Raw genomic sequence first — 14,424 nt, 5'->3', positions numbered from 1 at the left:
TCAGCAACTAATAATAATGACGAGTATGAATATTACCAGTCTAACAGACCTGCCGACCCTTCCCGTAATCCTCAGGCGTCTTTTTGAGGTACTTCAGGATGAGCAATCTACCTTTGTTGATATTGCAAATGTCATAAAACATGACCAAACCCTGACGGAAAAGATCCTCAGGGTGGCAAACTCTCCCTATTTTGGTCATGCCGGCAAGGTCAACTCCCTTGAACAGGCGATTATGTTCCTGGGGTATGATCTTGTAAAAGGAATCTGCCTTGGAACCTCTGTCTTTAAATTTTTAGGCAGAAACGAACGTGAAAGGCTTGGAAAACTCTGGCAACACTCTTACGAGGTCGGCATAATAGCTGCAAATATTTCCGACCATGTATGCAATATTGAACGGGGAATCTGTTTTGTCTCAGGACTGCTCCACGATATCGGAAGGGTTATTTTTCTAACTCTGCACAGAGAAAAATATATATCAATGCTGTCTTCAGATAATATCTCCCTGAAGGAAAGAGAGGTCTTCGGGATTGACCATCCAGCAGCAGCAGGAAATTTTCTCGAAAATGCCCTGCTGCCTGAGGAGATTGTATGCTCGGTCAGATACCACCACAAGCCCTCAATGTGTGCTAACTACAGGGAGACCTCATCTGTCATATCTCTTGCTGAGGCACTATCAAGGAGCTTCTTCCCTAAAATCGAAGACGATGGCATATGGACTGAAGAACACGACGCCATTGTTCTGGAGCTTTCACTTGACGAAGGCAAGATAAAAAAAGTCAGGGAAAAGGCCGGAGAAGAAGCCGCCACAATGCAGGAACTCTTTACTCTATGATACCAACCCCTTGGATTTATTACCCGAATCCAGTGATAAATGGTTGTTGAAAGCAATATAACAGACTCTTCCTTCACTTGCTTGAGGCTTTTTATAGCCGGCTTTGGGTATTACCCTTATTTTTATATACTCAAGTATCGACAAATCATGTTAGAATTATTGCAGGTCCAATCGATATGTTACAGTCACAACTACAAAACCTTGATCCATGATACCACAAATCATTCATAAGCTTAAGACCGTAAGCCTGTGGCATATTGTCTGGATATCAATGCTTCTGACAGAAATACTGACAGCGCTAACAAATGTCATTACGGGTCTGATAATATACAGAGAACTTCGTCTCAGTCTACTCATGACAGGCGCTATTGATGCTCTTGTACTTTCTCTAATCGTTGCGGCCATTGTTGTCTTTCTTGTCAAACACCTTCGGGAGACAGAAAGGGCACTGACAAAGAAAAAAGTTTATTTTGACAACATAATGCGCTCGTTTACAGACATGGCCATGGCTGCCACAGATCTCGACTTTCGTATCGTATACTATAATCCAGTGGCTGAAAAGTTCTTTGGTTACAAGGCAGATGAGGTCATTGGGCGGACTGTCATGGAGATGCATACAAGAGAAAAGGTAGATTCATCCTATTTTGGTCATGCCATGGAAATGGTCAGAAAAGAAGGTGAATACAGATATACACTGAAACAGAAAACGGAAAACGGCATCAGGATACTTGAATCAAGAGTCTCCGGCATACTGGACGAAAAAGGCGAACTTGCAGGATTTGTATTAACATCAAATGATGTCACCGAGCGTGAACGGACAAGGGAAAAACTCAAAGTCCGTGCAAACCAGCAGGCAGTCGTGGCTGAACTGGGTCAGCGCGCACTTTCCGGCATAGGGCCTTCCACACTGATGGAAGAATCCGTTTCCTTTGTTGCCCGGACCCTCGATGTGGAGTATTGCAAGGTACTGGAGCTCCTTCCGGATGGCAACGAATTCCTGTTACGGGCTGGTGTGGGCTGGAAAGAAGGGCTTACAGGCCATACAACAGTGGGAACAGAGAGAGACTCACAGGCTGGATATACCCTTGTCTCCAGCAAGCCGGTCGTTGTTGAAGACCTCAGGACCGAAAGCCGGTTCAGAGGGCCACAGTTGCTCACTGACCACGGTGTAGTCAGCGGCATAAGCGTTATCATTCATGGAAAGGAGCGGCCTTTTGGCATCCTCGGTGCACATACAACCAGTTTTCGCAAATTCACTAAAGATGATATTCACTTCCTCCAGGCTGTGTCCAACGTACTCGCTACAGCAATTGAGCGCTCCCGTGCAGAAGAAGCAATTGCTGCTGAAAAAGAACGCCTTGCCGTAACCCTGCAGTCAATTGGCGATGGCGTCATAACTACCGACACAGACGGAAATATTGTTCTGATAAACAAGATAGCCGAAGAGCTCACAGGCTGGACACAGAAATATGCCGTTAAAAGACCACTGACCGAGGTCTTCCACATAATCAATGAAAAGACCAGAGAACCCGTAGAGAACCCCGCAGTGAAGGTACTGAAAACCCGAAGTATCGTTGGTTTTGCAGACAATACAGTCCTTAAAGCCAGAGACGGCACAGAGCGGATTATAGCGGACAGCGCTGCGCCCATCTGTGACAGGAAGGGTGAAGTTATCGGTGTGGTTCTTGTGCTCCGCGATATTACAGAAAAACAGAAGATGGAAGAAGAGATTTTAAAAACACAGAAACTCGAATCATTAGGTGTACTTGCCGGAGGTATCGCCCATGATTTCAACAACTTGTTGACTGCAATTCTGGGCAATATTTCCATTGCAAAAACCTATATAAAACCAGAAGACAAAATATTCGAAAGATTGACTGAGGCTGAAAAGGCATCTTTGCGGGCCAGGGGCCTGACCAGACAGTTGCTGACCTTTGCCAAGGGTGGAGAGGTTGTAAAGAAAACAGCTTCGGTGGTAGAGATAATAAAAGATTCAGTATGTTTTGCATTAAGGGGGTCTAATGTTATTTGCAAGGTCTCCATTGCAGAAGACCTCCGGCCGGTTGAGATAGATGAAGCACAGTTCAGTCAGGTAATCGACAATCTCATCATTAATGCGCAGCAAGCCATGCCGGAGGGCGGAACTGTTGAGGTGAGTGCTGAAAATATAACCGTCAGACCAGAAGACTTACTGCCTCTGAAGAAGGGGAATTTTATAAAATTATCGATAAAAGACCAGGGCACCGGCATCCTCAAAAAACACATTCAAAAGATATTTGACCCTTACTTTACCACTAAGGAGAAGGGAAGCGGTCTTGGACTTGCAACTACCTATTCCATTATAAAAAAACACGATGGATATATCACCGTGGAATCTGAGCCAGGGGCCGGAACAACCTTCCACATCTATCTTCCTGCTTCCTTGAAACAGAGTCCGGCAGGGACGGAGTCGAATGAAAAACCCCTTACCGGAAGCGGGAAGATTCTCATAATGGATGACGAAGCGATCGTGAGAGATGTGGCAGGTAAAATGCTGAGCCTTGTCGGATATGAAGTCGAGTTTACAGCAAACGGCACCGAGATGCTCGATGTTTGCAAAAAAGCAAAGGAATCCGGATATCCCTTTGATGCAGTCATAATGGACCTGACCGTTCCAGGTGACATGGGAGGAAAAGAAGCCATCAAGAGACTGCTTGAGATATGCCCTGAGGTTAAGGCAATTGTTTCAAGTGGTTATTCCAATGACCCGATAATGGCTGACTACAAGAAGTACGGTTTTTATGGTGTTGTGGCAAAACCCTATAGACTGCAGCAACTCAGCCAGGTATTGCATGAAGTACTTTTTGAAGAGAGTTGAATAACCCGCAATAAGGGTGTTTAGAGAGGAGAAAACGATGGAATACAGGGTTGGAAGTATCGGCAGGGTAATAGTTATACGTTTTACCGACGGAGAGGACCTTCTTAACGGCCTGACAGAAGTCGCCAAAAAAGAGGATATCAGATCAGCAGTTTTCCAGATTGTGGGAGGGCTTAAGAAAGGCGGTTTTGTTGTTGGTCCTGAAGAGGAGAAGATGCCGCCAAAACCGGTATGGAGAGAGCTCAGGGAAAGTCACGAGGCCTTTGGATTCGGGACCATCTTTTGGGATGAAGAAAAACCCAGGATACACTTCCATGGGGCATATGCCAAAAAAGACACCGTTAAATCCGGCTGCCTCAGGAGAGACTCGGAGGTATTTCTGATCCTTGAAGTCGTTATATTTGAGCTGAACGGGATCGACGCCAGGAGGATCCCGGATGCGGAGACAGGGCTTTCATTGCTCGGTTTTGTCAATTAGAGTCTGTGTATAAATGTCTTTTTGTCGTCATGCCCCGAAAACGTTCGGGGCATCCGGAAAGCATTGAAAACACTGGATTCCGGCTTAAAAACTGCCGGAATGACAGATAGAGAGACTGACTTTGTACACAGACTCTATTTATGGTATCAAATGGTGCCTCTGAAGTTTCTTCGGCACATACCATTCTGGAAGGTTGTAGGATATGCCTATGGGTGAAGGTTTTATCCCCCTGAACCTCTTATGTACTATCGGAAGTGCGTCAGGCACGTAGAGAAAGATATAGGGGACCTCTTCTGCAAGTATCTCCTGTATCTTGTAGTAGGCCCTCTTCCTCTTCTCAATATCAAAAGTCCTCCTCCCCTCCTCCAACAGCCTGTCCACCTCTTTGTTTTTATAAGATACAAAATTAAACTCCTTCTCACCCGTCTTGCTTGAATGCCAGATATCATATTGGTCAGGGTCAAGGCCTATCGACCAGCCGAGTATTACTGCCTCAAAACTCCTCTTGTCAATAAACTCATTAATAAAAGTGCTCCACTCGAGTATCCTTATGTTCACCTTGACACCGATCTGCTTAAGCCTCCACTGGATAATGGTTGCAGTCCGCTCCCTGAGGCTGTTGCCCATATTTGTCAGGATTGTAAATTCAAAAGGGGTGCCGTCCTTATCAAGGATGCCGTCACCATCCGTGTCCTCCCAGCCGGCCTCCCTGAGTATTGCTTTTGCCTTCTCAGGGTTATATTCATACCTCCTGACTGCAGGATTGTATGGCCAGGTCTCAGGGACATAGGGGCCTGTTGCCACAGAGCCGAGGCCGAAAAGCACCACATCGATAATCTCTTCCTTATCTATGGCATAGGCAAGTGCCCTCCTCACGTTGATATCCCTGAAAAAGGGGTGTTTGAGATTAAATCCAAGGTATGTATAGGCAAAGACAGGATAACGGAATTTCTGAAAGTTTTTCCTGTAAAACGGGGTATCAGTCTGTTTTCTGTACTGTATGGGTGTAAGGCTCATCAGGTCGACCCCTCCGGCCCTGAGCTCCATAAACATCGTTGCCTGGTCAGGGATTATCCTGTATATGTAGTAATCGAGGTAGGGTCTTCCCTCAAAATAATCCTTGTTCGCTGCAAGCACGAGTTTCTGTCCCGAATCCCATCGCTGCAGTTTAAAGGGCCCCAGGCCAACAGGGTTTCTTCCAAAAGCTGTCTTTGTTATATCTTTTCCTTCAAGGAGATGCCGTGGCAGTACAGGGAGGTTTCCCCACGTACTGAGCGCAGGTGCAAAGCGCTCTCCGTAAGTGACCCTGAAGGTATACCTGTCCAGGACCTCGGCCTTCCTGACCTGAAGGAAATCCTCCTTGTAGGCCGTCGGCGTCTTTTCGTCAATGATGGTCCTGTAGCCGAACATCACATCATCGGCAGTAAACTCCACTCCGTCAGCCCACTTCACACCCTTCCTGAGGTAAAACGTGATGGTCAGGCCGTCATCGGATATCTTCCAGGACTCTGCAAGGTCACCTATTATTGTAAGGTCCGTGTCATATTTTACCAGGCCGTTGAATATAAGGCCGGCAATCTCATGAGAGGCACTGTCACCGGCAAGCATGGGAATAAGTATGCTCGGCTCCCCGATAGAGCCCACAACAAGGGCGTCTCCATAGGATGGCACTTCCCCTCCGGTTGTCTCAGCAGCAAATACCACAGTCAGCCACAGGAGAGCGGCAGCAATACATGTTAATACAGTTATAAATAATCTCGTTCTATGCATATTCGATATTAACCCGGCAATTATTCAGAGAGACATATTCGTCAAAATCAACCACTTAAGAACTTGTTGTGTAAACTCTTGTTTTGTCACCCTGAACTTGTTTCAGGGTCTCATAAGTCATTGATTTTTAGAGATTCTGAAATAAATTCAGAATGACATATATCGTTTTTTTTCTGTTTGTGCAACAAATTTTTAACCAGCTAAAAAACTCTGTATTTATTTGACGGTTTATTATATAACTAAAAACTCCAGTACAGCCACTATCATCACCGCACCGGCTGCAGGCAGGGTCTTTTTATAGATACCCCACATATCAGCCTTAAAATACTCCTTTGTAAGAATAAGACATACATGCACAGGCGAAAGCAGTACCCCGGCAAACCCGGAGGCAAAGGCAAGGGTGAAGGCATGGGGATCACTGCCAGTCAGGCTCATTATCAAGGGAAACGTGCTGCCTACAAATCCGACTGTAACCCCTGTCAGCACACCTGTCAGAAACGGCAGGAGGAAGAGTATGGGCATCATGGGAATATTATTGTCATGAAAAAAACTGCTGATATTGCCCACGGCACCGGATACCTCAAGCGCTTCCTTAAAGAACATCACCCCGATAATAAGCACCACAACATCCCTCGAAAAACCATACCTGAATGCCTCAACCGCTTTTTTTGGTGAATACCTGAAATAAATCATTAAGATCAAGACCAGGATTACAAGGGCTACATGGAGCTCCATGTGCCATATTATCACGAGCCCGAGGAGGATTACAATCGGCAGAAAGCTCCAGAGCCCTTTACGGGAAACATTTTTCAGCACTTCATAACTACCTGTTATCCCCCTGAGTCCCCATAGGCCGATCAGGAACATCGTTATTGCATAGGAGAGGTTGAGCATTATAAAGGTCCTCACCTCAATGGAGGTCAGGACAGAGGCAAGTATGATTCCCGGATAAAGCGGCAGTATAAACTCCCATGGGTGTCTGAACCAGTAGTTGGCAAAGGCCTTTTCTTCCGGGGTAATGGAGAGGTCCTTAGTTGCCTCATCCACCATGGGCGCAGAAAAATATGCCCCGCCGACAGACGGGAGCATCCCGATCAGAAGCGGCATGGATATGACCACTGCCTTCTTGTTGCGGAAAAGTCCCTTCATCGACTCCATCATCTTTGCAAGGATGGCCTTATCCCTGAGGATAAACTCAAAAATCCTGATAAAGGTGAGGGCAATAAGGAGCCTTATTGTAATGCCTGCAGTGAGTGCATTTTTAACAACCAGAAACAGGCTTGACGGATTCATGAGATAGAGCACGGCAAGTGCACCTGAACCTGTCAGCAACACATATCCAACGTTCCACTTCCGCCTGAGCAGAAAGAGGATGAGCGCAAATGCCATTGCCAAACGGACCAGGTCAAACATGGGATTTAATTATACCAGAAAGCATTGTATCCATTTTCAGTGTATTCATTTTCAGAACAAAAACTTTATACAACCACAGAGACACAGAGACACCGAGAAGTCAATATTTTATCAGGCATTTAAAAACTCGTTTTATAAACTCTGTGCCCCTGTGTCTCTGTGGTTGCATTATCCCCAAAAACCCGAAAAACCTTTTTATTAAACCGGAAAATAAATACAGAGTTTTTAGCTGGTTAAAAGTTTGTTGCACAAACAGAAAAAAAACGATATATGTCATTCTGAATTTATTTCAGAATCTCTAAGAATCAAAGACTTATGAGACCCTGAAACAAGTTCAGGGTGACAAAACAAGAGTTTACACAACAAGTTCTTAAGTGGTTGATTTTGACGAATATGTCTCTCTGAATAGTTGCCGGGTTAATATAACTTCCTATAGCTGAACAAATCCTGTAGAATAGTATTTAAGGAAGGGGGCATAAATTCAGGCATAAATCAAGGAGGAGTACATGGGTTACTATGTGATTCTGAGTACCCTGACAGACGAGGGCAGGAAAACCCTCAAGGAAAAGCCCGAAAGAGTCCTGGAAGTAAATAAGGAACTGGAAGCCATGGGAGTAAAGGTTAAGGAACAGTTTGCCGTGCTTGGAGCTTACGACTTTGTAAATATCGTAGAAGCACCGGATAATGAAACCATAATGAAGATGTCTGCGGAGATAGGTTCAAGGGGTACAGTTCAGCTTCACAGTATGGCTGCCATTCCTGTAGAGGAACTGATAAGGAAAATGAAGTAATAAACTGCCCCCTTCCTTTACCCTTGTGCCTTCCCGAATGCTTTCGGGGTAATTATTTCTCTACAGAAACATCGAAGAACCTTTTAATTTGACATTTCATGGGCAAATATAGTTAAATAGTTTAGAACATACTTGACGAGCTGAGCCTTTGCCTCAGCTATCAATTCGGTAAAGGAGGTTTCCCATGCCTGAGATAAAAGCTGATCAGGTACTTGACACAAAGGGATTGAACTGTCCCATGCCTGTACTCAAGACAAAAAAGGCACTCGACGGCATCCAGGCCGGACAGGTTCTCGAAGTTGTAGCCACTGATCCGGGATCAAAGTCGGATATCCCGGCACTGCTCAACAGACTTGGTCACGAACTCGTGGATACCAGGGAAGAAGGTAACGTAATATCCTTTTTTATAAGGAAAAAATAACCGTACCTGTTCACCGCAGAGACCGCGTCCTCTGCGGTGAAATATAACCTTAGCCTCCCCGGCCCCCCAGGAAAAGCGACAAAAAGTGACGGAATGGTTGACTTAACTCCCTGTAAATGTTATATTTTTGTATGCTTCGATTCTCGATTTATCTAACCGTAATTATCTTATTCTTTCCTCAATCAGCATTTTCAGAAATTTATAAATATGTTGATGCTAAGGGGAATGACCATTTCACAAATACGCCCGTACAAAAAGATGCAGAGTTAATAATTAAAGAGAAAAAAGAGCCCGTCACTCCTTCAGCTAATAATACCACTACTTACAGCAGTGATAATTCCCTTGAAAGCTACAAGGTGCTTGCAGAAAAAACTGCAAAGAGATACGCACTTGATCCCGAACTCGTGAAGGCGGTGATAGAGATTGAATCCGGATGGAATCCACGTGCTGTATCAAGTCGCGGCGCAATAGGTCTGATGCAGCTTATGCCTGATACTGCCATGGACATGGGTGTCAGAAACCCTTATGACCCTGAGCAAAATATAGAAGGCGGGGTAAAGTATCTTAAACGTCTTGTCGACAGGTTTGGCGATGTCAAGCTCGCTCTCGCCGCATACAATGCAGGCCCCTCGGTAGTAAAACGTTACGGTTCCATCCCCCCCTACACCGAAACCCTGCTATACGTACAGGACATCCTCTTTCAATTTAACAGTGGTAACGGAAGACCGTTAAAGAGGAGTCAACAGAACAACAGGAAACGGAATGAGCGCATTTATAAGGTTGTCTTAAAAAATGGCCATACACTTTATACAAATACACCGGTATATCTGAAAGGACTCTCGTCATTTTAGGTTTCAATGGTTTATAATTCCCCTACATTATGGAAGACGAACAGAAGAAGATTACAGAAGAGATTTTAAGGCTTAAAGAAGAGCGACGGGCCATCATCCTTTCTCACAACTACCAGAGAGACGAGGTACAGGAGATTGCAGACTTTACCGGCGACTCTCTTGAGCTCTCCCGCAAGGCAGCAGGTGTTGACTGCGATGTAATAGTCTTCTGCGGGGTAAACTTCATGGCTGAAAGCGCCTCCATCCTCTCACCGGACAAGACCGTGCTCCTGCCGGAACTGGAGGCAAATTGCCCGATGGCGGACATGGTCAGGGTCAGTGGTGAAAGAAAGATCTGGAAGACTTTTCCAGGCTATGATGAACAGCCGACATTTGTTTTTCCACATGACTTCACGCTGAGAGATATAAAGGCGCAGTATCCGGGGGTGCCGATTGTAACTTACGTAAACACCACAGCAGAGGTAAAGGCGGAGAGTGATATCTGCTGCACATCAGCCAATGTCGTAAAGGTAATAGAATCCCTTCCTGACAAAGAGGTAATATGCATACCTGACAGAAACCTCTCTGCATGGGCTGCAAAAAACACAAACAAAAAGATAATCGCCTGGGACGGGTTCTGCCATGTCCACGACAGGGTGGGTGTGGATGATGTTAAAAAGGCAAGAAAACAATACCCAAATGCCCTGTTAATGGCCCATCCGGAGTGCCGCCTCGAAGTACTCGAACTTGCCGACCATGTAACGAGCACATCAGGAATGCTCAGGTTCGCAAAATCCTCGGATGCAAGGGAGTTTATAGTCGGCACAGAGATAGGCCTGATGTACAGGCTCAGAAAGGAAAACCCAGACAAGACTTTTTACCCCCTCAGGAAGGACATGATCTGTCCGAATATGAAAAAGACCCGCCTGTCAAGCATCCTCCGGGCCTTGAAAGAACTGACTCATATTATAAAGGTACCAGAGGACATACGGGTAAGGGCAAAAAAGGCGCTTGACCGGATGTTAGAGATCAAATGAACCGGTATCCTTCCGTAATCTGGATTTACGAATAATGGGCCTCACTGGAAACTTTCATATCCTGACCCTTGGCTGTCCCAAAAACAGGGTCGATTCTGAAACCCTCCACTCTTTGCTGACCAGTAAGGGGATTAACCATGTCAGTGATGCAGGAGATGCCGACACTGTTATCATCAACACCTGCGGATTTATCCAGGATGCAAAAAAGGAGTCGATAGAGGAGATACTCGATATTGTCTCGGGAAAGAGTAACGGACAAAAGGTTGTAGTCTTCGGCTGCCTTGCCCAGAGGTACATGGAAGAGTTGAAGAGGGAGCTGCCGGAGGTGGATGCTTTCTTCGGAGTCAATAGCCACGAAAAAATTCTCGGTTTCCTCGAAACAGAAACATCCGCAACTCGCAACTCGCAACCCGCAACCCGAGATTCGCAACCCGAACCCCGCAACCCCGGCTCCTATGCCTATCTGAAGATTGCTGATGGCTGTAACAGGGGTTGTAGCTTCTGCGCCATCCCCGGAATAAGGGGACGCTTCATCAGCCTCTCTCCGGACAGCATAGTGCAAAGGGCTGAGGAATTAATTAATTCCGGCACAAGGGAACTTATACTTGTTGCACAGGACATAACCTCCTATGGCCGGGAGTTCAGGGGATATGGTCTGTGTGAGCTCATTGAAGAGATTACTTCCCTGCCGGGTGACTTCTGGCTGCGGCTCCTCTACATGTATCCCACGGCCATAGATGAAAGATTGATAGAGACCATATCAGGAAACGAGAAGGTCTGCAAATACCTCGATATCCCTTTACAACATACTGAAGACAGGGTCCTGGGGTTAATGAAGAGAAATGGCTCCAGGAGCGCATATACTGCACTTATCAACAATATCAGAAAAAAGATCCCGGATGTCACCCTCAGGACATCCTTCATTCTGGGGTTCCCCTCAGAGAGTGATGAAGAGTTCACGGCACTCCTGAACTTTATAAGGGAGATGGAATTTGAAAGGCTGGGAGCCTTCACCTATTCAAGGGAGGACGGGACACCGTCCTATAATTTGGGGGACACTATACCTGAAAAGGAAAAAGAACGCCGGTACCATGAACTCATGATGTTGCAGGCCGGAATCTCTCTTGAGAAAAACCGGTCAATGCTGAACAGGGTTCTCAGGGTGCTTGTTGATGAGGTCGCTGACGGCATAGCACTCTGCCGCTATCAGGGGCAGGCGCCCGAGATTGACGGTATGGTAATCGTAAAGTCAGTTGACAGCACGGTCAGAGTGGGTGATTTTATAAATGTAAAGATTACAGAGGCCTATGATTACGACCTGAAAGGTGAATTGGTATGACTATCCGACAGCTCAGCTTACACCTGTTTCTCTTTATTCTTACCTTTCTCTCCACCCTTGCAGCAGGTGCCTTGCAGCAGGGAATAAACATCATTGCAGAACCTTACAGGATAATAGAAGGTTTTCCCTTCTCTGTCTCGCTTATGGCCATCCTCCTTACACACGAGCTCTCCCACTACTTTGCATCCAGAAAACATCATACCGTTGCAACATTGCCCTACTTTATCCCTGCCCCATCCATAATCGGCACTTTTGGGGCCTTTATAAAGATGAAATCACCCATAATCACCAGAAAGGCCCTTATAGACATAGGCGCATCAGGCCCGATTGCAGGATTTATCGTTGCCTTCATTGTCACCATCTATGGATTGTATAACTCACAGTTTGTATCTATCTATTCCGGGCAGATAGGAATTGTCCTCGGAGACTCCATCCTCTTCACACTCCTGTCAAGGTTGATCCTTGGAGTACCCCCTGAAGGAAAAGATATTCTCCTGAACCCCGTGGCATTTGCCGGCTGGATCGGTTTTTTCGTAACCTCAATGAATCTCCTCCCCATCGGTCAACTCGATGGTGGGCATATTGCATACGCCCTTTTGGGGGACAAAAGACACAGGAGATTATCCTTCACACTTACGACCCTGCTTGCCGTAGCAGGTTTATCAGGAATATACCTGAGTTCCGGCCTCCCTTACTCCCCTTTAATCGCCGGGCTCAAAAACCTGCTCTGGGAAGGATGGGCGATATGGGCACTCCTGCTCTTCATACTCGGTCTGAATCATCCACCTGTTATTTACTGGGAAGACCCGCTTGAGCCGAGCAGGAAGTATATAGGCTGGATTGCCCTGATTATCTTTATCCTGACATTCATACCTGTACCTTTCAGGGTGGTATAGTGTTTTGAAAAAGCTTGGAATCCGCAAAAAAATCCGTGTTTGGAGGAATTCGAAATAACCGGAAGGTTGCGCTCTGTTATGAATCTTAAGTTCATCGATTTTTCAGATATCTACTACGGAAGTATTACAAAGAAAGTGAAGCCCCGGAAAAGAAAGGGAAAGTTTATTCAGTTACGTAATAATAAGACTGAATACCTAATCCTGGCACCAATAAGCCTCTCACCTTTTCATGCCAATATCCTTGAAAGATTTTGCCTGACAAACGGGATATACGGAAGATATACAAACAGCAAAATGGAAAAGTTCGAGATAGAAGACTTTGAGTGGGAGGTGGTCGGCGGAGGGCACTGGGAGATGGATGACGACAAGAAAATCCTTGTACTGAGCGGGGCGTCATATGTTTATGGACGATTTGCCCCGTCCAGGTTGCGTGAAAAGATCAGAGCAGTTGATGCACTGAAAGGCTACAGGATTACGATCAAGTAATTCACATCCGTGTCCATCCCTTTATTCCGGACACGCTCCTTTTCAATTATCCAATATTATACGTATTACGTATTTCCTGATATTACAGCATAAATGCGAAAAAAAATAGTTTTTCTTCATAAAATAACAATCAGAGAGTGCATATGTTTCTAAAATGTGATATAGTATAAGAAATTTGGGGAAGAAATAAGTAATTCGTATATTAATTGTTATGCACACCAAATATTGTGGATCTAATGTGTTTTGTCAGTATAAGGAGTTCTAGGTAGTATGAATGACCAAAGAGGTAAACACGATAGCCAAATACTTCACTCAGGAGAAGAAGTACATCTCACGAAATCACCGGGAGGAAAATGGAGTATAAAGTCATACGATTGGTCATTCCCCAAAGGTTTGGTGTTAGCAACTAAAACTGTTTATGCACAGGATGTAGGCTGGAAAGAGTATAAGTTTGACAGTGTAGAAGACGCATATTCATTCGTATCGAATCAAATTAAACTTGGTAAAGCTCCATGCGCTAAATCGCCAAATTAATTAAATATTTCAAACAGTTAAAGGTGTGAGATGGCTTTAGTTAAATATGAGTGTCAAAATTGTAATGAAATTTCTGAATTTGAAACTAATGGAGCACGAATGTTTCTGCTAAATGACAATACTCCACGCCCAGCTACATATGTTGTTAACTGCGGCCATTGTGGCCACACCAATACAGTTACGCCAAAACCCGAAGAAAATGACTGATACACAAGAAATAGTAAAGGGGAAGAAACCCACTTACGAAGAGCTTTTTTATCGTGAGTGGGGCTATGAGACAATTAAAAATAACATTGAGACTGTTAACAAAGTACTACAACAATTTATAACCCTGAATGTAGCGCTTCTGGGTGGCAATATTGTGTTTCTATCTCCTTCAAATATTGATGCACCATACAGACTCGTATCAATATCCTTGTTTTTTGTAGGACTAGTCTTAGCTTTTTTAGGTGTCTTGCCATATGAAAGCAATGTAGTTGTCAATATCCCAGAAGAGATCAAAGATCACAAAATGTCAGCATTGTCTCAAAAACGTCGATTTTTATGGGCCTGTTGCATTGTTATGGGGGGCGGACTTTTTATTGCCGCAATAGGAGTAATTTTGGTTCCTCGCTGATTCATGTGGGTAAACGGAAATCAAGTTTTCCCCCAATGAGGTAAATTATGGTAATAAGATTACGTGTTGTGCGGTAGCCTCGCGCCTTTGCCTTGGCTGCCTGGATCAGGCTGTTAATACCTTC

At 45.1% G+C, this 14,424-nt stretch carries 14 protein-coding genes; 11 read left to right on the top strand and 3 right to left on the bottom strand.

Annotated elements, in window-relative coordinates:
* The first annotated feature begins 25 nt into the window (after nt 1-25).
* The 3 genes from VST71_03240 to VST71_03230 all read left to right on the top strand — a co-directional run bounded on the left by VST71_03240 (nt 26) and on the right by VST71_03230 (nt 4,167).
* Entirely contained in the window at nt 26-832 is an 807-nt protein-coding gene (locus VST71_03240; GenBank protein MEC4684732.1) for an HDOD domain-containing protein, read from the top strand.
* Between the two features lie 271 nt (nt 833-1,103).
* A complete protein-coding gene (locus VST71_03235) occupies nt 1,104-3,689 on the top strand; it encodes a PAS domain S-box protein (protein MEC4684731.1) in 2,586 nt (861 codons plus the stop codon).
* A gap of 37 nt (nt 3,690-3,726) precedes the next feature.
* Nucleotides 3,727-4,167 (top strand): PPC domain-containing DNA-binding protein, encoded by a 441-nt coding sequence (locus VST71_03230; protein MEC4684730.1) that lies wholly within the window; start codon nt 3,727-3,729, stop codon nt 4,165-4,167.
* A 138-nt stretch (nt 4,168-4,305) separates the two neighbouring features.
* On the opposite strand, the gene VST71_03225 is transcribed toward VST71_03230, so the two are convergent.
* Nucleotides 4,306-5,838 (bottom strand): peptide-binding protein, encoded by a 1,533-nt coding sequence (locus VST71_03225; protein MEC4684729.1) that lies wholly within the window; start codon nt 5,836-5,838, stop codon nt 4,306-4,308.
* 330 nt (nt 5,839-6,168) lie between these two features.
* Nucleotides 6,169-7,350 (bottom strand): DUF401 family protein, encoded by a 1,182-nt coding sequence (locus tag VST71_03220; protein ID MEC4684728.1) that lies wholly within the window; start codon nt 7,348-7,350, stop codon nt 6,169-6,171.
* A 506-nt stretch (nt 7,351-7,856) separates the two neighbouring features.
* Between VST71_03220 and VST71_03215 the strand changes: the two genes are divergently transcribed.
* From VST71_03215 to VST71_03180, 8 genes are all read left to right on the top strand, one after another.
* Nucleotides 7,857-8,141: a GYD domain-containing protein gene (locus VST71_03215; protein MEC4684727.1), complete on the top strand. Its 285-nt coding sequence runs from the start codon at nt 7,857-7,859 to the stop codon at nt 8,139-8,141.
* A gap of 184 nt (nt 8,142-8,325) precedes the next feature.
* Complete coding sequence (locus VST71_03210; GenBank protein ID MEC4684726.1) at nt 8,326-8,562, top strand: sulfurtransferase TusA family protein; 237 nt, start codon at nt 8,326-8,328, stop codon at nt 8,560-8,562.
* A 131-nt stretch (nt 8,563-8,693) separates the two neighbouring features.
* Nucleotides 8,694-9,413: a lytic transglycosylase domain-containing protein gene (locus tag VST71_03205; protein MEC4684725.1), complete on the top strand. Its 720-nt coding sequence runs from the start codon at nt 8,694-8,696 to the stop codon at nt 9,411-9,413.
* Nucleotides 9,414-9,442: 29 nt separating this feature from the next.
* Nucleotides 9,443-10,429, top strand: a complete 987-nt coding sequence (gene nadA / locus VST71_03200; protein MEC4684724.1) for a quinolinate synthase — start codon at nt 9,443-9,445, stop codon at nt 10,427-10,429.
* Between the two features lie 34 nt (nt 10,430-10,463).
* Nucleotides 10,464-11,768 (top strand): 30S ribosomal protein S12 methylthiotransferase RimO, encoded by a 1,305-nt coding sequence (gene rimO / locus VST71_03195; protein MEC4684723.1) that lies wholly within the window; start codon nt 10,464-10,466, stop codon nt 11,766-11,768.
* Nucleotides 11,765-12,664 (top strand): site-2 protease family protein, encoded by a 900-nt coding sequence (locus VST71_03190; GenBank protein ID MEC4684722.1) that lies wholly within the window; start codon nt 11,765-11,767, stop codon nt 12,662-12,664. Before rimO ends, VST71_03190 begins: the two co-directional genes overlap by 4 nt.
* A 78-nt stretch (nt 12,665-12,742) precedes the next feature.
* Nucleotides 12,743-13,150 (top strand): hypothetical protein, encoded by a 408-nt coding sequence (locus VST71_03185; protein MEC4684721.1) that lies wholly within the window; start codon nt 12,743-12,745, stop codon nt 13,148-13,150.
* Between the two features lie 646 nt (nt 13,151-13,796).
* A complete protein-coding gene (locus VST71_03180; protein MEC4684720.1) occupies nt 13,797-14,300 on the top strand; it encodes a hypothetical protein in 504 nt (167 codons plus the stop codon).
* 1 nt (nt 14,301) lies between these two features.
* On the opposite strand, the gene VST71_03175 is transcribed toward VST71_03180, so the two are convergent.
* On the bottom strand, nt 14,302-14,424 hold a 123-nt coding region (locus VST71_03175; protein MEC4684719.1), incomplete at its 5' end, for a transposase.

The organism is Nitrospirota bacterium, from assembly GCA_035873375.1.
Lineage (GTDB): Bacteria > Nitrospirota > Thermodesulfovibrionia > Thermodesulfovibrionales > JdFR-85 > BMS3Bbin07.
This window is presented reverse-complemented; position numbering and strand designations above follow the sequence as displayed.